The sequence below is a fragment of the Thermanaerosceptrum fracticalcis genome (assembly GCF_000746025.2).
Lineage (GTDB): Bacteria > Bacillota > Peptococcia > DRI-13 > DRI-13 > Thermanaerosceptrum > Thermanaerosceptrum fracticalcis.
On sequence record NZ_CP045798.1, the window covers coordinates 3,105,035 to 3,127,059 of the forward strand.

At 45.1% G+C, this 22,025-nt stretch carries 24 protein-coding genes; 15 read left to right on the top strand and 9 right to left on the bottom strand.

Annotation, left to right across the window (positions count from 1 at the left end):
• Nucleotides 1-3 precede the first annotated feature (3 nt).
• From BR63_RS15815 to BR63_RS15825, 3 genes are all read left to right on the top strand, one after another.
• On the top strand, nt 4-1,266 hold the full coding sequence (locus tag BR63_RS15815; protein WP_034421853.1) for a Wadjet anti-phage system protein JetD domain-containing protein: 1,263 nt from the start codon (nt 4-6) through the stop codon (nt 1,264-1,266).
• 13 nt (nt 1,267-1,279) lie between these two features.
• The gene (locus tag BR63_RS15820; RefSeq protein ID WP_187142713.1) at nt 1,280-2,686 is read left to right on the top strand and encodes an RtcB family protein; all 1,407 of its coding nucleotides are present in this window, start codon (nt 1,280-1,282) and stop codon (nt 2,684-2,686) included.
• A gap of 91 nt (nt 2,687-2,777) precedes the next feature.
• Nucleotides 2,778-2,966: a ferredoxin gene (locus tag BR63_RS15825; RefSeq protein WP_034421915.1), complete on the top strand. Its 189-nt coding sequence runs from the start codon at nt 2,778-2,780 to the stop codon at nt 2,964-2,966.
• Nucleotides 2,967-3,038: 72 nt separating this feature from the next.
• Here the strand turns inward: BR63_RS15825 and BR63_RS15830 are convergent, their stop codons facing one another.
• The 4 genes from BR63_RS15830 to BR63_RS15845 all read right to left on the bottom strand — a co-directional run bounded on the left by BR63_RS15830 (nt 3,039) and on the right by BR63_RS15845 (nt 7,599).
• Complete coding sequence (locus BR63_RS15830; protein WP_034421851.1) at nt 3,039-3,995, bottom strand: 2-keto-3-deoxygluconate permease; 957 nt, start codon at nt 3,993-3,995, stop codon at nt 3,039-3,041.
• Nucleotides 3,996-4,050: 55 nt separating this feature from the next.
• Nucleotides 4,051-5,208: a UxaA family hydrolase gene (locus BR63_RS15835; protein ID WP_034421849.1), complete on the bottom strand. Its 1,158-nt coding sequence runs from the start codon at nt 5,206-5,208 to the stop codon at nt 4,051-4,053.
• A 42-nt stretch (nt 5,209-5,250) separates the two neighbouring features.
• Complete coding sequence (locus BR63_RS15840) at nt 5,251-5,541, bottom strand: UxaA family hydrolase (protein ID WP_034421847.1); 291 nt, start codon at nt 5,539-5,541, stop codon at nt 5,251-5,253.
• 156 nt (nt 5,542-5,697) lie between these two features.
• Nucleotides 5,698-7,599: a sigma 54-interacting transcriptional regulator gene (locus tag BR63_RS15845; RefSeq protein ID WP_034421845.1), complete on the bottom strand. Its 1,902-nt coding sequence runs from the start codon at nt 7,597-7,599 to the stop codon at nt 5,698-5,700.
• A 572-nt stretch (nt 7,600-8,171) separates the two neighbouring features.
• Here BR63_RS15845 and BR63_RS15850 point away from each other — a divergent pair.
• From BR63_RS15850 to BR63_RS15880, 7 genes are all read left to right on the top strand, one after another.
• Nucleotides 8,172-8,690, top strand: a complete 519-nt coding sequence (locus BR63_RS15850; protein ID WP_034421843.1) for a transcription repressor NadR — start codon at nt 8,172-8,174, stop codon at nt 8,688-8,690.
• Nucleotides 8,691-8,824: 134 nt separating this feature from the next.
• Nucleotides 8,825-9,433 carry an adaptor protein MecA gene (locus BR63_RS15855; protein WP_034421841.1) on the top strand — a complete coding sequence of 203 codons (609 nt, stop codon included), beginning with the start codon at nt 8,825-8,827 and terminating at the stop codon, nt 9,431-9,433.
• A gap of 123 nt (nt 9,434-9,556) precedes the next feature.
• Entirely contained in the window at nt 9,557-10,138 is a 582-nt protein-coding gene (locus tag BR63_RS15860; RefSeq protein WP_034421839.1) for a nucleotidyltransferase family protein, read from the top strand.
• Nucleotides 10,116-10,778: an endonuclease III gene (gene nth / locus BR63_RS15865; protein ID WP_034421838.1), complete on the top strand. Its 663-nt coding sequence runs from the start codon at nt 10,116-10,118 to the stop codon at nt 10,776-10,778. Before BR63_RS15860 ends, nth begins: the two co-directional genes overlap by 23 nt.
• A 2-nt stretch (nt 10,779-10,780) precedes the next feature.
• The gene (locus BR63_RS15870; RefSeq protein ID WP_034421836.1) at nt 10,781-11,899 is read left to right on the top strand and encodes an MGDG synthase family glycosyltransferase; all 1,119 of its coding nucleotides are present in this window, start codon (nt 10,781-10,783) and stop codon (nt 11,897-11,899) included.
• A 19-nt stretch (nt 11,900-11,918) separates the two neighbouring features.
• Nucleotides 11,919-13,013, top strand: a complete 1,095-nt coding sequence (locus BR63_RS15875) for a 6-phosphofructokinase (protein WP_034421835.1) — start codon at nt 11,919-11,921, stop codon at nt 13,011-13,013.
• A 7-nt stretch (nt 13,014-13,020) separates the two neighbouring features.
• Nucleotides 13,021-13,308 carry a DUF503 domain-containing protein gene (locus tag BR63_RS15880; protein ID WP_034421833.1) on the top strand — a complete coding sequence of 96 codons (288 nt, stop codon included), beginning with the start codon at nt 13,021-13,023 and terminating at the stop codon, nt 13,306-13,308.
• Between the two features lie 80 nt (nt 13,309-13,388).
• Here the strand turns inward: BR63_RS15880 and BR63_RS20025 are convergent, their stop codons facing one another.
• Nucleotides 13,389-13,838, bottom strand: a complete 450-nt coding sequence (locus tag BR63_RS20025; protein WP_081908124.1) for an LUD domain-containing protein — start codon at nt 13,836-13,838, stop codon at nt 13,389-13,391.
• 3 nt (nt 13,839-13,841) lie between these two features.
• Entirely contained in the window at nt 13,842-14,687 is an 846-nt protein-coding gene (locus tag BR63_RS15890; RefSeq protein ID WP_051965677.1) for a carbon-nitrogen hydrolase family protein, read from the bottom strand.
• Between BR63_RS15890 and BR63_RS20030 the strand changes: the two genes are divergently transcribed.
• A complete protein-coding gene (locus BR63_RS20030) occupies nt 14,653-14,733 on the top strand; it encodes a hypothetical protein (RefSeq protein WP_420825506.1) in 81 nt (26 codons plus the stop codon). The genes BR63_RS15890 and BR63_RS20030 overlap by 35 nt on opposite strands.
• Here the strand turns inward: BR63_RS20030 and BR63_RS15895 are convergent.
• From BR63_RS15895 to BR63_RS15905, 3 genes are all read right to left on the bottom strand, one after another.
• Nucleotides 14,708-15,037 (bottom strand): M20/M25/M40 family metallo-hydrolase, encoded by a 330-nt coding sequence (locus tag BR63_RS15895; protein ID WP_161781872.1) that lies wholly within the window; start codon nt 15,035-15,037, stop codon nt 14,708-14,710. The two genes, BR63_RS20030 and BR63_RS15895, sit on opposite strands and share 26 nt — an antisense overlap.
• Nucleotides 14,998-15,882 carry a M20/M25/M40 family metallo-hydrolase gene (locus BR63_RS15900; protein WP_034421830.1) on the bottom strand — a complete coding sequence of 295 codons (885 nt, stop codon included), beginning with the start codon at nt 15,880-15,882 and terminating at the stop codon, nt 14,998-15,000. The genes BR63_RS15895 and BR63_RS15900 overlap by 40 nt, the downstream gene beginning before the upstream one ends.
• 94 nt (nt 15,883-15,976) lie before the next feature.
• Nucleotides 15,977-16,837, bottom strand: a complete 861-nt coding sequence (locus BR63_RS15905; protein ID WP_034421829.1) for an SLC13 family permease — start codon at nt 16,835-16,837, stop codon at nt 15,977-15,979.
• 90 nt (nt 16,838-16,927) lie between these two features.
• On the opposite strand from BR63_RS15905, the gene BR63_RS15910 reads away from it, so the two are divergent.
• The 4 genes from BR63_RS15910 (at nt 16,928) to BR63_RS15925 (ending at nt 21,920) form a co-directional block, all read left to right on the top strand.
• A complete protein-coding gene (locus BR63_RS15910; RefSeq protein ID WP_034421828.1) occupies nt 16,928-18,037 on the top strand; it encodes a D-TA family PLP-dependent enzyme in 1,110 nt (369 codons plus the stop codon).
• Nucleotides 18,038-18,050: 13 nt separating this feature from the next.
• Nucleotides 18,051-19,043, top strand: coding sequence for an ornithine cyclodeaminase family protein (locus BR63_RS15915; protein ID WP_034421827.1), 993 nt, complete (start codon nt 18,051-18,053; stop codon nt 19,041-19,043).
• A gap of 173 nt (nt 19,044-19,216) precedes the next feature.
• Nucleotides 19,217-20,536 carry an MmgE/PrpD family protein gene (locus BR63_RS15920; protein ID WP_034421826.1) on the top strand — a complete coding sequence of 440 codons (1,320 nt, stop codon included), beginning with the start codon at nt 19,217-19,219 and terminating at the stop codon, nt 20,534-20,536.
• Nucleotides 20,505-21,920: an MmgE/PrpD family protein gene (locus BR63_RS15925; RefSeq protein WP_051965675.1), complete on the top strand. Its 1,416-nt coding sequence runs from the start codon at nt 20,505-20,507 to the stop codon at nt 21,918-21,920. The genes BR63_RS15920 and BR63_RS15925 overlap by 32 nt, the downstream gene beginning before the upstream one ends.
• Nucleotides 21,921-22,025: the final 105 nt, after the last annotated feature.

Here is a 22,025-nt window from a genome sequence, read left to right on the forward strand (position 1 = left end):
GCAATGAATTACCGGGAAATGATTTTAGGCCAGCTCCTGACGAAATATGAAAACAGTGCCCATTTTCAGAGGACAGCCAAAATCAACCGCCGTCTTACCTTTACCTTTGATAAAAACTCTCTCCCCGCCTATGCTGCCGGTGAAGAGCCCCAGGTAAAAGAGGCTGTCCACCAGGTAATAGAAGACTTACGGCAAAAAGGCATCCTGGAAGTGGAGTGGGTGCGGGGAGAAAAGAATAACCTTTTAAAGCGGGTCAGCCTTAACCTGGAGAAAGTGGAAGAAGCCTACCGGCTCATTGGGCGCACTCCCAAACGAGCCCAACTGGCAGAAATAGATGAATGCATCCAGGTCTATAAAGAACAGATGGTTGCGCCCTGGCTTCAGGATTTCTTAAATCACTGCCAGGGGGTAATACGGGAAAGATTAGTCTTTCCTCCTGCCCTTCCGGCGGAAAAGGCCGATTTGGTACTGCTCCTGAAAGCCCTTAAAGGCCTGGAGAAAAAAGGTGAAGAAGAACTGCTGGAAAGAGTCTTCAGTCTTAAGTACCTGGGGGACAGTAAGCTTTTTAGCCAGAAGGTTCGTTCCTATCTGGTCAATATAGCCCGGAGCCATTACCTGCGGGATCCTGACCTTAGTGACGAAGATGTCCTTTATGAGTTGGGAATTGTCAAAACCTCTGAAGAAATCCTCCTTGCAGGCCCACTGGTTATAAACTTACGGGGGCAAAGGATAGATCTTACTCCCCTGGCTTTTGGGGCGGTCATCGATACCCAGATGCTTAACGATGTGGAAATTCAACAAGTCCTTGCCGGGAAAGTCCTGCTGGTGGAGAATAAAACAAATTTTCATCACCTGGTGCGTAAAGGGTTACCTCCAGACTTACTGCTTATCTACCTGGGAGGATTTCCCGGACCCAGGAAGCGTAAGTTTTTGACGATGCTTGCTGATTTTTTCCGCCAGGAAGAAAAGACCGGTAGGTTTTATCACTGGGGCGATCTGGACTGGGGGGGTTTAAGGATTTTCCAGCTGTTACAGGAAAAAGTCCTCCCAGGTTTACAGCCCCTTTATATGGATGAGAAGACCCTGCTGGCTTACCAGGATTATGGTGAAACTTTGCACCCCGTCTACAGAAAGAGGCTGGAGAAACTTGGTCAATCTCCCAAGTATGCTGTTTTCCACAGCCTGATTTCTCTAATGCTGGAGCTGAACATAAAATTAGAGCAGGAAGCCCTGCTCATTGACGATAATTTCCGGCTGGAATTATGAAGGAGTTGGTAGGATGGAGCTTAGAAAAACGGGAATAAATTGTTATCTAATTTCCAGAAAAGAACCTATGCAAGTAGATGCCTATATTTATTTAAGTGAAAAACTTCTTCCTTATCTGGAGGATGAAGCCATCAAACAGTTAACTGATGCGGCCTCCCTGCCCGGTGTTTACCGGCGGGTAGTGGGTATGCCTGATATCCATACGGGATTTGGTCTGCCCATTGGCGGTATCATGGCCACAGAAAAGGATGGTGTGATTTCGGCAGGGGCTGTGGGAATGGATATCAATTGCGGCGTCAGGTTATTGATGACAGAAATTCCCCATACGGAGATAAATAAGAAGCACTTAACTACCCTGCTAAAAGAAATAGAAAAAAGGATACCTGTAGGGGTAGGAAAGAAAAGCCGGCATTCCGGGTTTAAACTGGAAGATGTTCTTAAAGGAGGGGCTTCCTTCCTGGCGAAGAAAGGGTATGGCCTCCCCGATGACCTGATGTGCTGTGAAGAAGAGGGATGTATGCCCGGGGCCAATCCCGACAAAGTAAGTTCCAGGGCTAAAGAGCGGGGAGACCAGCTTTCCACTTTGGGCGGCGGGAACCACTTTATGGAGATTGTTTATGTGGCCCAGGTTTATGATGAACATACAGCACGCAATTTTGGATTGCGTCAAGGTAACATTGCCGTGTTGATTCATACCGGCAGCCGGGGATTGGGGCACCAGGTCTGTACCGATTATACCGAGATTATGTATAAAGCTGCCAAAAGGTATGGGATTAGCCTGCCCAGTAAAGGTTTGGCGGCTGTGCCTATTGACTCGCCGGAAGGGCAGGATTATTATGAAGCTATGGCAAGTGCTACCAATTTCGCTTTTGCCAACCGCCAGTTGATTACTTATGATGTACGGGAAGCTTTTTGCCAGGTCTTTAACAGTAATCTGGAAGAGCTGGGGCTTAAACTGGTGTATGATGTCTGCCATAATATAGCCAAGTTTGAACAGTATGATGGACGGCAACTCCTGGTCCACCGAAAGGGGGCGGTGAAAGCCCTGCCGCCGGGACATCCCGGCCTGTCCCCCCGTTTTCTGGGAACAGGAAACCCGGTCCTGGTACCGGGCAGTATGGGTAACCCCTCCTATGTGGTGGTGGGAACAGAGAAAGCTAGAGATACCTTTTACTCTGTAAACCATGGGGCAGGACGTATCCTTTCCCGCACAGCGGCCAGGAGGAATATTTCACCTGATGAGTTGAAGGCCCAAATCGGAGATACCTTAGTAAATGTGGACAGGCTGGGGAAAATACTGGACGAAGCGCCTCAAGCCTATAAAGATGTGGAAGAGGTCATCGATACCTTAGTGGTGGCCGGCCTTACCCGTAAGGTTGTCCAGTTGAAACCCCTGGCTGTTATTAAAGGTGAAGAATGAAATTACTGGCAACTGGAGTATAAACTCGGTTCATATAGGCAATCTTAAAAAGGTAAGAAAAAAGGTAAAAATCGGAAAGGTGGGATACAAGATGAAAGTGAAAGTTGATCCGGAACTCTGTATTGCTTGTGGTGCATGTATCAGTATTGCCCCTGAAGTTTATGACTGGGGTGATGATGGCAAGGCTAAATCCATTGTGGATACAGTACCCAGCGGTGAAGAGGATGCCGCCAAAGAGGCACTGGAAAGCTGCCCCACAGAAGCAATCAAAGAGGTCTAAAAGATCGAAAAGGTTCTGCCCAGGCAGAACCTTTTATTAACCTAATATTGCCTCATAACCAGCAAGTTTTCATCAGGCGTCGGCTACTGCCAAAGCCTTTTTCTTTTGGTATTTATCCATAGCTACTACCAGGGCGGGGCAGAGAATGGCTGAAATGATACAGGCGGCTGCTACCTGAGCAGTGGCTGCGGCCACCAGAGGTTGATAACTTGGATCAACAGCGGCAATTGCGGCTGGAGTTCCAACTGCATTTCCGGCCGTGGAACCTTCAGCCAGACCAGCAATACCATTTTTCTCACCGGAAGCCTTCAGGGCAAAATATCCGCCAAAACCTGTTAAAAAGACAGTCAATAGACCAAGAATAATTCCGGATGCACCTGCTTTAAAAACGGTTGTAAGGTCTAGTCCGGCGCCAAGGGCAAAGGCGAAGAAGGGAATAAGCAAGCGCTCGCCTTGGGCTAAAAATTCTCTCATATCCTCATCAAGATTGCCAAGAATCATACCAACAGCGATGGGAACCAAGACCGCTATAAAGGCCATGAAGGGGATGGAAGCCAAACCTGATGCACCCAAAGCCATCATGGTAAAGAAAGGACCATCATTTAACGAGAGAACAGAAATGGCGCCGACATCTGTTTCATCCCCATATTCAGCTGTTAAAGCAACGAAAAGACCGCCGTTGGAATTAGTCATGGCTGCGATGATAGCCAAAGGTGTTAGTCCCAGTATTCCGGCAGGACCAAATAGTTTTCCGACACCTAAACCGATGGCCACCCCTATGGCATATTTCGTCAAAGTTAAGATAACACCTTTTTTCAGAGCTTTAGGTGCTGCACTAAAACGCATCTGAGCACCATTACATAAAAGGAACAGCGCAATCAGGGCTAAAGCACTATTTTTGAACAAAGCAGTGGTAAAGCCACCAATCATTAAAGCTTTCGGAAAAAAGGTATTCAGCAGGGCTGCCATAAGCAGAGGAACAACCATCATGCCCCCGGGGATTTTTTCCAAAGTCTTTTTGATTTTCATCCATAACACTCCTCGTATGTTTTTTTATATTGTTTCTTTCCCAGAATTTCTAATTTTAGAATGTTGGAGCAATTTTGTAGATGGAAAATTCAATGTGCCCTAGTTGTTCTGCTTTGGTGGTTTTTCCGTTGGCCACTTGCACGATCTCGTCAAATATTACTTGTCCTGCCTCTTTAATGGTTTGAGTTCCTGCCACGACCCCAGCCACATTGATGTCAATGTTATCCTTCATTCTTTCAAAGGTTTTGCCGTTACCGGTGATCTTAATTACCGGCGCCAGTGGGTTACCGGTGGGGGTACCTCTGCCGGTGGTAAAGATAATAACTTGAGCACCCCCTGCAACCATACCAGAGACGGATTCAATGTCCTGACCGGGGGTATCCATAACATGTAAACCTTTTTTTACAGGAATATCTGCGTACTCCAGTACATCTTGTACAGGTGCATTACCTGCTTTGTGAATGCAGCCCAGGGATTTTTCCTCGATGGTGGTGAGTCCGCCCGCAATGTTGCCTGGGGTAGGTTGACCGCCGCGAATGTCTTCGCCTAAGGCCTTGGCCCGTTCTTCACAATCTCTAACCAGAGTGATTAACTTTTTGGCCACTTCTTCGCTCACTGCCCTGCGGGCCAAGACATGCTCAGCTCCAATCAGTTCCGTGGTTTCAGAAAGAATGGATGTGCCCCCTAACTCCACCAGCATGTCCGAAGCAACACCGCACGCCGGATTGGAAGCCAATCCTGAAGTGGTGTCCGATCCTCCACATTCGATCCCAAGGATAAGCTCACTGATATCGCCTTCTTCCTTCTCCTGAAGGGATAACTGCTGGGCAAATTCGCGGGCTATTTGGCAACCTTTAGCCAAAGCATTCAAGGTACCCCCTTCTTCCTGGATAACCACACATGCCACCGGCTTGCCTAATCCTGCCAAATCCGCAGCCACTTTATGAGGTTCTACTCCTTCACAACCAAGACCAACCACGATCACTGCTCCGGCGTTGGGGTGTTTGCCAAGGTTTACAACGGTTTTATAGGTTAATTTGGCATCACCGGCCACCTGACAGCACCCAAAGGAGTTATTTGCCACAGTACACCCTTTCACTTTGTTGGCTATTTCAGTGGCCACCTGGGTGGAACATACACTGGTGGGCAGCAGAAGTACATAGTTACGAATGCCAAACTTTCCATCTGGACGACGATATCCTTTTATTTTCATCTTACCAACCTCCAAAAAATTAAATATTTGGTTACTTTGGTTTTATTGCCAATCTCCGCGGCCCCGTTCACTTTCAACATTGTGAACGTGCACGTGATCTCCAACCTTAATGGGTTGGATAGCCCTGCCTATGGATTCACCATATTTTATAACATGTTGGTGTAAATTGATGTCCTTGATGGCAAATTTGTGTCCGAAGGGAATATCGCTGTTAACCACAACATCAAATACATTGTCAGCAACAAACATGCTTACTTTCGTCCCTCCCTTCAGGTCTACGGTAGCAGTGGCAACATTATCCTTTTCATCGATAACGACTGCCTGTTTTGTCATGAATACCTTCCTCCTTTTGTTTGGTTAAGATTTTACTCTTTAGCTAATATTGCAAAATTTGTGCCAAGCAGGAAAATGTATATTTCTTCGCTTCAAGCCAAAAAAAGACCCCCTAAGTGTGGTATTTTGCCACATTTATGGGGTAAAAAACATCAATCATAAAAATCGTTCAATGGTGGACCGGTCTATTCCTAAACGTCTTGCAGCCCTGCTTTTATTGTAACCTTCATCTTCCAATACTTTAAGGATTATTTTTCGTTTAATTTCCTGTAACGTACCATCCAGCAAATGGCCCCATTGGTACTCCTGTGTATTTTTATCAATATTCTGCAGTTCTTCGACAATCAACTCAATGTCTGCCAGGGTTACATATTCTTTCTCTGCGGACAGGACTATTCTCTCGATAACATTTTTCAGTTCCCGGAGGTTTCCCGGCCAGCGATAATTGCTCAAAAACTCAATTACCTCAGGCGCCAACTTTTTCACCGTACGCCCGTACTTCTGGTTCCCTTGGCGCAAGAAATAATGGGCCAATAACTCAATATCACCGTGTCTCTCCCTAAGGGGGATAGTGCGTAAGTTAAGGACATTTAACCGGTAGTATAAATCCATTCTGAAATTTCCCTGGCTTATTTCGTTCTTAAGGCTAACATTGGTGGCTGCGATTACCCGAATATTCACTGGGATAATCTTATCAGACCCCAGGCGCATTACCTGCTTTTCCTCCAGAATCCGCAATAACCTGGCTTGTAAACCTTTATCCATTTCGCCGATTTCATCGAGAAAAATAGTACCGTTGTGGGCCAGTTCAAAAAGGCCAATTTTACCCCCCTTCTTGGCCCCTGTAAATGCCCCTTCCTCATAGCCAAAGAGTTCACTCTCCAGCAATTGAGGTGGCAAAGCGGCGCAATTAACGGCCACAAAGGGCCCGTCGGAGCGTAAGCTCTCAGCATGAATGCTTTGGGCCAGCATTTCTTTACCGGTACCGCTTTCCCCTTCAATTAATATCGTGGCATCTGTTTTAGCATAAACCCTGGCAATTTCGATTAAGCGCTTCATGCGTAAATCCCTGGAAAGAATGTCATTGAATTTATATTTAGTGATCCAGCCTTTTGCATAAAGGTTTTGCCTAATTTTTTGCTCCGCATCTTGGATTTTTGATATTTCCTGAAAGGTAGCAACCACTCCTTTGATCTGGCCACTCACCTTAATTGGAATCCGGTTAGTTAGAATGTGGCCTACAGGCACTTCTTGCAACTGTTCAATTTCAGCAATACCCGATTCCAGCACCCTGTTGATGCCTGTGTTTTTCACAATCTCTTGAATCGGTTGACCATAGGCATTCTCCCTTTTGATATTAAATATTTTCTCAGCCATTGGGTTGACCACTGTAATAAGCCCTTTCTCATCGGTGGCAATCACGGCGTCCCGGACAAAATCCAACACTATTTGAAATTTTTTGGCCTTTTCTTCTTCTTGCTCCCTTACCCGTATGATGTGGCATGATTCTTCGATGGCCTGGATAATAGCCTCTTTTCCAGAGGTGATTAGGTGCACATCTACATTAAGGCCCCCCAGTTTACTTGCGGCAGTGGTATCCCCAACGATCACTTTGATTCCGTTTCGCTCCACTAATTCTGTCATCTGCTCTTTAATTTCGGACCAATTTATATTGCCGTCATCATTGGGTATGATTATTTCTTGAATCGGGATATTCAATATACTAGCTATGGTCTGGCAGCCGTATACAACATTTTGGTATCCCACTATCCCGATCGTGGTGGTGCTATCTCTGTACTGGTGCAGCGTCTTTAAGATGTCGTAGCCAGTGACATTGATTTCCACCACCGGAACATCCACTTGCTTTCTGATAATGGAGGCAGTGCCCCCCCTGCTGATTATAACCTGAGCCCCTCGCCGCTGCGCTTCGAGAGCCGGAGCAATTCCTTCTTCTAAATTGCCCTCCTTAATATCAATGGCTAAATTCAATTCTTGCTTGGCTTGCCAGGCCAATTCAGCCAGCTCTTTGTAAGGAGCAATTAAACAGATTCGTTTCATCCAGTCTCCCGCCCATTTTGATCATAATTTCAAGGCATATACCCTAGTATAAACATCTACATTTTATCACATCTGTTAAAGTTACATATTTTCAAAATACGTTCACTGTCGACAATAACGAGATTGGCTAGACTCGAGAGAAGCTATGGTAGATATCTACATCTGAATAGGCAGTCATGAACTCCTAAGTATAAACTGTCAGCAATCCCTACTATCCGAGAAAAAATAATAACCCAAGGTTACATACTAAGCAATCACTTACTTTTTCACCTTAGGTTTAATATACAAGTATAAATTTTTAGGGACATGAAAGCCTTATTTTATAAACATAGTACAGCAATGATTTTTGTTTTAGCATATGCTGGTATAAAGAAAGTGCTCTAATAGGCCATTAAGCTGAAGCTCTTCCTAAAAGGGCTCTTGTCTACTCTTGGATATAACGGGTATAATTAAAGAAAACTTGGCAAGCGCCGGGCCTTGGCGAAAGCGGATGCCTTAGTTGCACTTATGCCGGTTGAAAAGTTATACTTTCTTGATTGGTACAAAGAAAAACGGGATGGGATTCTTTATTTATGGATGGGGAAAAAAGACGGGAAATTCTTCTAAAAATACTGTTAAATGCTTCTGCGCCAGTATCGGGAAGCCGGCTCTCCGAGGAGTTGGGGGTAAGCCGTCAGGTGATCGTGCAGGATATTGCCCTCTTAAGAGCCAGTGGTGAGGATATACTGGCCACGCCCCAGGGTTACATCCTGATGAAAAGCTTAACGGGAAGGCCCCGCAGGGTTTTTGCCTGCCAGCATGGAGTTGAGGGTATCGAGGAGGAACTCAGTACCATCGTCAACCTTGGTGGAAAAGTAGTTGATGTGATCGTTGAACATCCTCTTTACGGTGAACTCAAGGGACTTTTAATGCTTTCTTCTCGGGAAGAAGTAAAGGAATACATGCACAAATATAAGGCCAGCCAAGCTGAACCTCTTTCCGCTTTGACCAAAGGAGTTCACCTGCATACGGTAGAGGCTGAAAAATTAGAACAACTGGATAGGATATGTCAGGAACTCAAAGAAAAAGGTTTTCTCCTTGATGAGGTCTGAAATGGCTAAGGTCAACGTATAATGGGAATAATTAACGTACAAAAATCGCAGGAACGTTACTTGACATTGAACCTTGATACACTATAATTAAGAATACATTACCTCCAGCATAAGGATATAGAGGAGGTGTTTCCATGAAGATCAAAAAGATCAATGAGGACAAGGTGCAGATTATCATCACAAACCAGGACCTAGAGGAGAGGGATGTGAAAAAGTGGGATTTGATGCCTACAAATCCCAAGGTTCAGGAATTGTTCCAGGACCTTTTAGATATGGCTTACCATGAATGTGGTTTTGAAGTGGAAGATGATACACAGCTGATGGTAGAAGCTTATCCCCTGTCAGTTGACAGTTTTGTGGTTGTTATGACAAAAGTCCGCACACACCATGCGGTGGAACATTTTAGCCTGTTTACCCCTCAACAGCAGGAGACAGATGAGCAGGATACCGATGGTCAGGTGGAAAGGGGACTAAACCAGGTTTGGCGATTTTCTGATTTGGAGACCTGTTGTTTAGCCTGCTCCCGGATTGTACCTGACTATGTGGAGTTTAGTGCTCTCTATAAGTATAACGCCGTATACTACCTGGCGGTTGGTCTTATTCCGGAAAGTGATGTAGAGGTAGAAGTTTTATTGGGCGAATACGGCGAATGGGTACCCACTGACGAGGTTTTCCTCCGGGAGCACGGTACCGTGATTATTGCTCATGCAGCTGTTCCCAATTTAGCCAGTCTGGTTAAGTAACAATACCAAATCAGAGTGTTGACAACGTACTGTCGACACTCTTTTTGTTATGCCCCCAGCATTTTATCTTGCGTCCAACTTAGGTTATAATAAAAGGGATTATGTGTTTTAGGAGAAACATCGATGAAGGTGGAACTTCTCCAGGTTTTAGTGGATTTCATACATAAAACGGAGCCGGTTTCAGGTCCCTGGCTGTTGGGCGGCAGTACGTCCTTGAAGCTCTTATCGGGCACCGGAGAACCCGGGGATATTGATGTTTTTACAGACGTTGCTACCGGTGCTGCTTTAAGTGAGGTACTGCAGGACGCACTTACTTCGCCCTGGCGGTGGGATCCTTGTTGGCCTTATGAAAACTGGCGCGCGGAATTGAAACTCCGGGGCATAAAAATAGAAATCTATGGCGATTTAACCATCAGGAAAGGAAACTACACCTATGTGCTTTCCCCCCGGGAGGTAGTATGGGCCAAGCGGAGAGTTTGGCAGGGTTGCGGTGTAAAGATTAATATAATACCCGTGGCTGAACAGATTTTGTTCAATTATTTGGTTGGGAAAAAATCGTACAAGGACTGGTTGGGTGTGGCCCGCCGGGAAGGCTTACCCTGGACGGAATTGGAGGGGTACTGGCTGGCCAGGGGAGTGCCCGTTGACTTAATAAAGAATTTGCGAGAAGAGGTACTTGCTTATGCCGGAAACAGACAAGCATAGAATTTTGGAGATTTTGGAAAGTTGTTATCAGGGTTCTACCACAGCCCTGGAATTTGCTAATTCTTTTCAACTTCTTATTGCTACAATCCTTTCCGCTCAAACTACGGACAACCAGGTTAATAAACTGACAAGAAAATTATTTGCCCAATACCCTGATGCTAAGGCGCTGGTACAACTCAGTGAAGAAGAGCTGGCTGATGAAATAAAAGGGGTTGGATTGTATAAAAATAAGGCCCGCAATATTCTGGCCACGGCGAAAATATTACTGGAGAAATATGATGGACAGGTTCCCCGGGACAGGGAAGCTCTGATGGAACTGCCGGGAGTAGGCCGGAAAACAGCTAATGTGGTCCTGGCTAATGCATTCGGCATCCCGGCTATCGGTGTTGATACCCATGTTTTCCGGGTAGCCAACCGTTTAAACCTGGCCCAGGGGCGGACCCCCGAACAGGTGGAACAACAGTTGATGCGAGCCATCCCCCGGGAAAAATGGGGAGATGCCCACCACTGGCTTATCTGGCATGGACGGAAAATTTGTAAAGCGCAAAATCCTCAGTGTTCACGTTGTCCGGTAAATCAACTCTGTCCAAGCAAAACAGAAGAGAAAAAAGAGAAAAGAAGTGGGAGACAGGGGGGATAAGCATGGTTGCCAATAAACCTATTAAAGCACTGATATTTTCGGTTTCCATTGGTGCGGGACACGATTCCGTAGCCAAGGCCCTTGCTCAAGCCCTGCAGGAAGAACGGCCAGGGTCTGAGGTAAGAATTGTTAATACTTTTCAGTATATCAACCGGGTTTTGAATAAAGTTGTGGTAGAAAGTTATATGGAAACACTAAGGTTTACCCCTAAGGTATGGGGTTACCTTTATGACCAGGCGGAAGACGGAGACCGGCTGGTGGACTTGGGCCAGATTCTTTCCAAAGTTCTTTCGCCTAAACTGGAACTCCTTTTAAAGGAATTTAATCCCGATGTGATCCTGACTACCCATGCCTTTCCCACCGGAATGCTGGCCGTGTTAAAACGAAGAGGGCAAATGAACATACCCCTGGCGGCAACGGTAACTGATTTTCATGTCCATAGTTTTTGGATTCACCAGGGACCTGATCTGTACTTCATCCCGGCTCCGGACTTAGCCTATCCCCTTTTGCAAAACGGGATATCCCAGGATCGGATTAAACCTGTGGGCATACCCATTCGCAGCCAGTTCCGGGAGAAGATTGACCCTGGCAGGGCCAAGTATGAACTGGGTTTGGCCCTGCTTCCTACTGTTCTGGTAATGGGCGGCGGCCTGGGGTTAGGACGAATAGAAGTGATTACCCGGGAGCTCCTGGATGACAGCAACTTCCAGGTGGTGGTGGTAGCCGGCAAAAATAAGCTTCTCCACGATAATTTAAATCAATTACATAATCCCCGTTTAAAAGTGTTTGGTTTTGTGGAAAATATGGCCCAGGTCATGGGAGCCTGTGATATGATCATTTCTAAACCTGGAGGGGTAACTACGGCGGAAATCCTGGCCTTAGGCAAACCTCTGGTAATCTACTCTTCTTTGCCCGGACAAGAGGACCGTAATACCGACTATTTGCTAAACAAAGGCGTGGCTATCAAAGTGAGAAAACTTGATATGTTGATTCCGGAAATCGTCAGTCTCTGGCATAACCCCTTAAGGCTAAAACATATGAAAGAAATGGCTGAACAACTGGGCTCCCCTTTCTCCAGTAAACTGGTGTGGGACAATCTTTTACCTCTTTTGGGAGAATAAGCAAGGCAGGTGTTGGACTATGGGTATTCTCGGGAAAATTGCTCTTTTAACAGGCGGTGGTGATGCGCCGGGGCTCAATGGTGTGATCAGAGCCATTGTAAAAACGGTCAAATATCGCTATGGTATTGAGGAAGTAATCGGTTTTCGCGACGGTTTTGCAGGCTTGGTAAGAAACAACTATGTTTCCCTTAACCTGGAGCGAGTTTCGGGTATCTTGCACCGGGGCGGGACGATTTTAGGTACCAGCAACCGCGACAATCCTTTTCGTTTCCCTGTTGTGGTAAACGAAAAGGTGACCTACCAGGATGTATCCCGGCAGGCCCTGGAAAATTTACGGGCCTTAGGTGTGGAAGTATTGATTGCCATCGGCGGTGACGGTAGTCTTAGTATTGGGCAGGAGTTTCATAAGCTGGGTCTCAAAGTGATTGGTGTCCCCAAGACCATTGACAACGATTTGTGGGCTACGGATGTAACCTTTGGTTTCGATACGGCCGTAACGACGGCTACAGAGGCCCTGGATAAACTCCATACCACAGCAGAGTCCCACCATCGCATCATGATTTTAGAGGTAATGGGACGTTATGCGGGCTGGATCGCTCTCCATGCGGGGATGGCGGGAGGCGCTGATGTTATTTTAATCCCCGAGATACCCTATGACCTGAGGAAAGTTAGGGAGAAGATTGAGGAGAGGCGTAAGCACGGAAAACTGTTCAGTATTATTGTGGTAGCGGAAGGAGCTGTAGAGCAGGGCGGTGACATGGTAGTGGCCAAACTGGTGGAGGGAAGTACCGACCCTGTTCGCCTGGGGGGAGTAGGTCAGGTGGTAGCTGACCGCTTAGGGGAATTAACAGGTCTGGAAACCAGGGTTACCGTGCTGGGGCATCTCCAGCGGGGAGGAAGCCCAAGCGCTTATGACCGGATCCTGGCTACCCGTTTCGGCGTCAAGGCGGCAGAGCTGGCTGCCCAGGGTCCCTGGGGCCAGATGGTAGCCCTCCGGGGAAGTGAGATTACCGCCGTGCCCCTGGATGAAGCGGTGAAACAGTTGAAAAAGGTAGATCCCCGGGGCGAAATGGTGGCAGCTGCCCGGGCTGTGGGCATCAGCTTCGGTGTTTAGGTGAACTATGCTGGTTTGTGTAATCAAAATAGACTTGCGGCTCTTTGCCGTTAGTTCTCTCAAGGAAAAACGGAGTATCGTCAAGAGTTTAATTGAGAAAACTAAACATAAATTTACTGTCTCCATTGCCGAAATAGGGGAACATGATGTCTGGCAGGCAGCCCAGTTAGGGTTAGCTCTGGTAGGGAACAGCAGAAGTCTTTTGGAAAGAGAGATGAATAAGATTCTGGATTTCCTGGAAGCCGGGGGAGAAGTGGAAATCGTCTCTGTTGTTCACGAAATCTGGGGTTATTGAGGAGGGGCAAAAAAGGATTAAGGGTGGCGAAGTACTGGAATTTTAATAGTTAATGGCAGCCTAATAAGGCTGCCATTAATTTATATTCCTAAGTTTTCTCCAACAAGGATGATGTGAAAATCAGTATTTATTCTAGGTCGGGCTTCAAGAATCACTAATGCACGGCATTGTTTCACGGGTGGATGGCAATTAATGCAGTAGCCAGTCTTAGCACAAGGAGCAGGTGCATTTTTATGTCGGTAAAGCTCGGGAGCAACCACATTTTTCACTCTGGCAATACCGCTTTCTACATTATCAACTATTTTATTGACCCCTGCTATGACAATTATCTTTTTCGGCCCAAAGATCAGCGAACTTACGCGATTACCACTACCATCCAGGTTTATCAACTGGCCGTCTAAAGTTAGCGCATTGGTGCTGCATAAAAACACATCACTGTTTTTGTGCTTATGATAAATCTGTAGTCTTTCTGATTCACTAAGTTCTTGATTCCAGTGGTCATAGACAGTATGACCATTTTGGCAGGGAATTCCTCAATCCTGGGAAGTATCAGTTAAAAGACTATATATCTCTGGTCTGCGATCCCGGTGATTGAAACGAACAGTCCTGGCTGAATCAATTTCATCCAGGTCTATGGTAGTGACAAGTACACCTTCTTCACGGCCCATTTGGGCTAAAATTTCTCCTTTAGGATTAATAATCACGCTTCGTCCTGTAACTTCGTAGTGCTCCTCATCAGTTTTTCCAGTTAATCCTACGCCAACTACAAATAGCTGATTTTCATTGGCTCTTGTACGCAGTACGTATTCCCAGGAGTCGCCTAAAGCCAAGGGGGCACCGGCAGGATTAAAAATAATCTCAGCTCCTTGGAGGGCCAAAAGACGTGCTGATTCCGGGAAAAATCTATCGTAACAAATCATAATCCCGATCTTGGCCAAGTTTGTCTTAAAGACGGGAAAATAGTATCCAGGTCTAAAATAATATTTTTCCCAGCCGGTGCCTGACCAGGGCATGTGGGCTTTACGAAATCTTCCTATTATTTCCCCCTCAGGACCAATGAGTGCTGAAGAATTATAATAGTAACCGGCTTTTGCCTTTTCAAAAATAGGAGTAATGATATAGATCCCATACTCTTTTGATTTATGGGCGAATTTTTCAGTGGTGGGCCCCGGGATGGTTTCAGCGAGTTCGAAGTATCTCTGATCTAAATGGCTATAATGACAAAAATAACCTGTATTAAAAAGCTCGGGGAAACAAACTATATGGGCACCTTTAGCTACTGCTTCGTCAACGTAGGCAAGTCCTCTAGAGATATTTGTCTCTACCGCCCCAATTGTCGGAGACATTTGGACGGCAGCAACAGTTACTCTTCTCGCCAAGATAAATTACCTCCTCTTTGTTATTTCATTTCGGCAAATTGATTGATAATAGCGGCGATATGTTTAATTCCTTCATTATAGTCTTTAATCCGGATATTTTCATTGGATGCATGGTTTTGCGAACCGGCATATCCAATTCCAATGGATACTGTCGGTATACCCAGATTGTTGCGGAAAAGATAAGAAGGACCCCAACCGGGACTGGTCGGATATATCACCGGTTTCATTTGATAGACCTCACGAGCTGTATTAATGGCTAATTGGGAGATAGAAGCGGATACAGGGGTACGAGAGGGCTCTAGTTCGGCGACTAATTTTGTTTGGATGTCAGTGAAACCATGGATATCCAAATGCTTTCGCAGTTTTTGATATATTTCTTGAGGGGTTTGCTTAGGAACAAGGAGAAAGTCAATAACTTATCTACCCGCTCTAGTTCTGAAGGGTGCCATTCTTCCACTTGACTAAAAAAACCATTAATAAGTATTTGATCATTAGTGGTTTTTAAAGTGCTTAAGGCTAAAATTAAACGCCAGGCAGCATTTTCAATAAGGGGGGCGTACATATCGTGTAGGTCTACCTTGGCGGTATCTGTCCATAACTCCACATAGCAAAGTCCTTTATTCCCCAAGCGAATAATGGGGCGATCCTGGTCATCTTTAAAACCGCTTTCCCAGATACAGGCATCAGCCTTTAATAAGTCTTTATTTTCTTCAATAAATTTTGGCAAACTCGGGCTGCCGATTTCTTCTTCTCCTTCAATAACGTATTTAATGGTAATAGGAAGTTCCCCGCTTGTTTTTAAGATGGCCTCGATTGCCGCCAGTCGTGCTGTAATATTACCTTTATTATCTGATGTCCCCCGGGCATAAATTTTGTCTCCGACAATAGTAGTTTTAAAAGGTTCGGTTTTCCATTCATGGAGAGGTTCGGCAGGTTGGACGTCGTAATGATTGTATAACATAAGGGTTAAAGGAGATTTACCCTTTATTTCTCCATAAATAATGGGATAACCACCTTGAGGATAAAAAACCTTAGTGTCCAACCCAACTTCCTTTAGCTGCTTTTCTACTAAAAAAGCGCACTCATCCATCCCTTTATTCTGAGCTGCTACACTAGGTTGATCACACAATTCTTTTAACCGGTCAATATACTTTTCCATGTTAGCATCAATATATGAATTGAGGTTCTTAGACATAACCGACCTCCTTATCTAATTAGTGTCTTTGATGTTCTGAGTTTGGAATGTTTTTAACAAAGGGGGAGAATAATTTCTCCCCCTAATATACTTTTTAAGTTGTAGCGAAATAAGGCCAGACGGATGTTAAGAACATTCCGAAGATTATTATCGTTATCAGACCAACTACAGACAATATTGTTCCCCATTTCAACATCACCTTGGGGTCAGCCCCCATACCAATAGCCACAGTAATACCACCTGAGGCGGCCGGTAAAGCATAGCCAAGGGCGGCGCTGGCAGATGTTAAATAGATAAGAGGGATGGGGTTCAAACCGAATTGTTTGAGAGTTTTGGCTGCAATGGGTAGTAGAATAGCATCTGTAGTAGTATTGTTCATAAATTGGGTCATAATATTGGCGGCTAAACCAAAGCCAAAGGTAGTGGCTAAACCACCCATTTGGATTAAAGGTGTAAGCAGATTAACTAGCAGTACATAGGCCTTTGTCTGTTCTATTATACTGGCCAGGGCAATGCCGGCGCCGGTGACGAAGACTACATCCCAGGTCATATTTTTAACGGTGGTATTCCAGTTATTAATGGTCTCCCAGTGTCCATTTTCCGTTTTTACCGGAATGATCCAACTGAAAAAGGCCATAGTGACAAAAATGGCTGTAGTATCAAACCAAGGGAGCAGCTTAGCAAAAGCCGGTCTAAACATGGCAATAGTGAAAGTTAAGATAAAAAGTGAGAGATTTAGTTTTTCACCCATGGACATGGGGCCTAATTTTTCTAATTCCTGGTCAAAAAATTCTTTAGCCTTCGGTAGAGAGTTAATTTCGACTTTATAGAACAAGTACCATACCAAGCCACTGGTGATCATAATGGCTAAAGTAATTGGTAACATATGGAGGGTATAGGTGCTGAAGAAAACTTCTTTACCAAATTCTTTACTCAAAAATCCCAGGGTAAACATGCTGTGGGTACCGTTTATTCTCTTTTTTCCATTTTGTCATGGTATAAAATGCAGTAATATTAAGGTAGCTGTTTTAAGGAGGTAAGAGAGTTGTCTAAGAATTACCTTGAGTTGGAAACCCCTGCGCTTATAGTTAATAAACCTGTCATGGAGCAGAACATCCGAATGATGATGGAAAAGGCCAGAGAGGCCGGGGTTAAATTACGTCCCCACACCAAGACCCACCGTACGCCTAAAGCTGCTAAATTACAGGTAGAGGCGGGAGCCCAGGGTATTACTGTAGCCAAAGTGGGTGAGGCGGAGGTTATGGCTGGCGAGGGACTTCAAGATATATTTATTGCCAATGAGATTTACGGTGAGAGCAAATTTTTACGGTTGCGTGACCTTAACCGGCAAGTGAGAATAGCTGTAGGTGTTGATAACCGGGAACAAGTAGAAGCCCTTTCCCGTGTTTTTGCAGGGGAAAACAAACCCCTGGATGTATTGATTGAAATCGAAACAGGTGAAGAAAGAACAGGTGTGCTTACAGGGGAAGATGCTCTCTCTTTGGCCAGGTTAGTCACTGAGTCTCCGGGCTTACGCTTGAGAGGAATTTTTTCTCATGAAGGACACACTTATGGGGCCTCCTCGCCCGAGATGTGTGCTGAACTGTTTAGGAAAAGCCAGGAAGATACCCTGACCATAGCCGAATTTTTAAGGAAAAACGGTATTCCCGTAGAAGAAGTGAGCATAGGAGCCACCCCCTCTTTAATGCATGGCCAGATTTTACCGGGTATTACTGAAATAAGACCTGGGACCTATATTTATATGGATGCGGCCCAGGGCAATGCCATTGGTGATTACAGCCGTTGCGCCCTGACCATTCTGGCTACTGTTATCTCCAAACCCACAGCGGAAAGGGTGGTAGTGGATGCAGGTGTCAAAGCCTTAACTGCCTTCACCCGGGCCCAGGGCATCTGTCATACCCCTGGCTACGGTTTGGTGAAAGGGTTTAATGACTTAAGATTGAAAAAACTGTACGATGAACACGGGATTATGATTAGTGCTGAGGCCAGCAGTAAATTAAAAATTGGCGATAAAATAGAAATCATTCCTAACCATGCCTGCCCTACCTGTAATCTTTATGACAAAATTTACGTCATTGAAAATGAAAGGGTAGTTGATGAATGGCCTATCCTTTGCCGCGGTAAATCTCAGTAAGGAGGAGATACAAATGACGGAAGTCATTGTGCTAACTGACCAGGACGTGGAGAACCTCGTTACTTTTGAAGAAACCATGGAAGTAGTAGAGAAGGCTTTTGCCGATTGGACCCTTAGTAAAAGCCACATTTTCCCCGTAGTCCGGGAAGAAATAAAAAAACATCAGGGGATTTTCGGCATAAAGAGCGGTTACCTGGAAGAACAGGAGGCCCTGGGTTTTAAAGCAGGGGGCTTTTGGGTTAATAACAAAGATAAGGGTCTTACCAATCATCAATCGACCATGGTATTGTTCGACCCCGCAACCGGACAGCCCCAGGCTTTAGTGGCTGCCAACTTTGTCACCAAGATCCGAACAGCAGCCCTGGGTGCTCTCGGCTTAAAATACCTGGCCCGGCCTGACAGTAGAGTTTTAGCTGTCATCGGTGCAGGTCTCCAGGGGAGGAACCAGCTGGAAGCGGCTCTAAAAATTCTGCCGGGTGTCCGGGAAATTTATCTTTATGATATTTACCATGCCGGTGCCTTGAAACTCGCCCAGGACTTAAGCCATTACCCCCAGGAAATAAAAGTTGTCACCCATCCGGAGGAGGCTTGCCGGGCTGCCAATGTAATTATTACAGCAGCTTCCAGCTACCAGGCCATCGTGATGGCTCCCTGGATTAAACCTGGCACCCATATCAATGCCATCGGTACAGACACCCGCGGAAAACAGGAGTTAGACCCTCAGATTTTTGCGATGGCCAAAGTCGTAGTTGATAGTATGGACCAGTGTCTTTATCTTGGTGAATGCCAGCACGCCTATGACCAGGGGATTATCAGCCGTGATTCCATTCATGGAGAAATTGGAGAGCTGATTACCGGCAGGAAACCTGGCCGGGAGAATCCTTTAGAAATTACGATTTTTGATACAACCGGTGTGGCTCTGCAGGATTTGGCCACGGCGGGTTTGGCCGTAAACAGGGCTAAAGAAAAGGGAGTAGGAGTGCGGGTAAACTTTTTGGGAAAATAACCACTTACTGAAATATACAAATAAAATTTTTTGTAAATCTTGATTAGAAACAAGAGGGATATACCAAAACTTGAAGAATATAACACGTAATAAAATCATGATGTAAGTACAACATAGCAAACAGATGGGATCTTTAGTAAAAGGAGGTCGGTAAAAATGGGGTAACTTATGATTTGGCCAAATGGATTGTGGAAACGGGTTATGAGGATATCCCCGAAGTTGTCAAAAAAGAAGGGAAGCGATCTCTATTAAACTGGCTAGGAGTTGCAGTGGGAGCCGCCTATCATCCTGCGGTGGATATTGTCCTCTCTATGGTAGAAGAGGTTGGGGGTAAAGAGCAGGCATCCTTACTCGGTAGGAAGGAAAAACTAAATATCTTATTTGCCGCGCTTGTAAATGGTATGACTTCGCACATGTTTGATTTCGATGATACACATCTGGAAACCGTACTACATCCAAGTTCTCCTGTTGCTCCGGTAGTATTTGCACTGGGAGAACGTTATAATCTCAGCTGTAAAGATGTTTTAACGGCATTTATTTTAGGAGCAGAGGCCGAATGCAGAATCAGCCAGGCTGTTTATCCGGACCATTATGAAGTAGGCTGGCATATCACCAGTACAGCTGGAAATTTTGGGGCAGCGGCTGCGGCAGGTAAAATTTTAGGTCTCGATATTAAGCAGATGACCTATGCTTTTGGAATTGCTGCCAGCCAAGCATCGGGATTAAAAGAGATGTTTGGTACCATGACCAAGCCTTATCACCCCGGTAAAGCCGCCATGAATGGTATAATGGCAGCGATGCTGGCAGCGAAAGGCTTTACCAGTTCTGAGCAGGGTATCGAAGCTAAAACTGGCTTTGCTAATGTGCTATCAACGAAACAGGATTATACCCAAATTACGGGGAAGCTCGGAGAACACTGGGAGCTGCTGAAAAATAGCTATAAACCTTTTGCCTGTGGTATTGTGGCTCATCCAACTATAGATGCTGTAATAAAATTAAGGAAGCAGCATCAGATTAGGGTAGAGGAAGTCGTGGAAATTGAAGCATATGTGAACAGACTGGTTCCCATTTTAATGGGTAAGGAAAATCCCAGGACTGGCTTAGAAACAAAATTTAGTACATATCATTGCGCTGCTGTGGCTCTTTTGGATGGTAAGGCTGGAGAGGAGCAGTTTTCTGATGAGCGGGCTCAAGCTGAAGATGCTGTGGCTTTGAGAAAAAAAGTCCGCTTGATCGTCAAACCGGAAATAAATAAGGATGAAGCCATTATAAACATAAAGTTAAACAACGGCACGATTCTTACGGAACATGTGGAGCATGCGGTAGGAAGTATGATAAATCCCATGACTGACGGGGATTTGCAGGAAAAATTCTATGATTTAACCAAGGGCATACTTCCCGAGGAGAATATTCACAAGTTAATACAGCTAATGTTTAAGTTTGAGGAAGTAGCAAAGGTAAATGAGATTACTGCCTTGTGTAGTAGTACATAACTGCAGAATCAAGGATGGTGATGAATTTATGACTACAGTTACTGGAAAATTAGCAGAATATTTGGATAAACTACAGTTTGAAGACTTGCCGGAGAAGGTAACAGCTCAGACAAAGTATTGTTTATTAGATGCTCTGGGGTGTGGCCTGGGAGCAGTGGAGCACCCGGATATTAAGAAAATGGCTGAAGCCTTACTTAATTATGATAATGCCTCTAACAGTTCAGTTTGGGGAATGAACAAAAAGACTTCCTTGGGAACAGCTGTGTTTATCAATAGCAGTATGGTTCATACTTTTGATTTTGATGATGCCCATAAAATGGGGAAAGTCCATGCGGGTGCGGTCATAATACCTGTTGCTCTGGCTTTAGCGGAAATAATACCAATTACAGGAAAACAGCTTATTACTGCTGTTGTAGGTGCCTATGAGGTTATGCTCCGGATAGCTATAGGAATTGGATCCTCTTCCCATCGCTTAAAGGGCTGGCATAATACTGGTACGTGTGGTACTTTTGGTGCTGCTGCTGTCGCCGGCAAACTTTTAGGATTAACCCCGCAGCAGTTCATTTATGCATTTGGTAATGCGGGAACCCAGTCTTCAGGTTTATGGGCCTTTTCTGCCGATGGGTCATCCAGTAAAAAATTACATGCCGGTAAAGCAGCTCAGAGCGGATTAACGTCAGCTCTTCTGGCCAAAAAGGATTTTACGGGACCCTCGCAAATTATTGAAGCTGAAGATGGTGGTCTCTTCAGGGCAGTTTCTGATGAGTATAATTATGAGCGGGTGACTAAGGATTTAGGGAGTACCTTCCAGATCACGGATGTTAGTTATAAACCTTACCCTTGCTGTAGGACGATTCATCCTTCTATTGATGCAGCCCTGCAGGTCAGAGAACAGGGTCTTAATCCCGATGATATAGAGGAGATTAAGGTATATACCTACAAAGTGGCAAAAGTACAAAATGACTTGCCTCTTCCTCCCCAGAATGGAATGATAGCGCAGTTTAACCTTCCTTTTATAGTAGCCGCTGCCTTGTTTGAAGGGCCCATTGGGATGCAGCATTTTGAAGAGCGGTATTACAGGGATGAAAAGATTTTAGCCCTTGCAGAAAAAGTTAAGGTTCTTTTAGATGAGGAAATTGAAAAGGATTACCCGGCCAAATGGAAATGCAGAATGGAAGTAACGGCAAAAGATGGCAGACAATATTTCGGTTATACTGATGCCGCCAAGGGTGATCCCATGAACCCACTTTCTAAAGAACAGCATTACGCAAAATTCCACAATCTGTTGAAGAACACAAGAATTGATGTTCCCAAATTATTAAAAGTGGTAGAGAATCTTGAAGAAATGGAGAATGTTAGGGAGCTAATCCAAATAATTATATAATTGGCAGCTCTTTGAATGATATTCCATTCAGCTATTCTACTAGATTTCGATCCATTTTTGCTCTGTTTATGCAAATTTTTATTACTACAATTTCATGTTCATGAT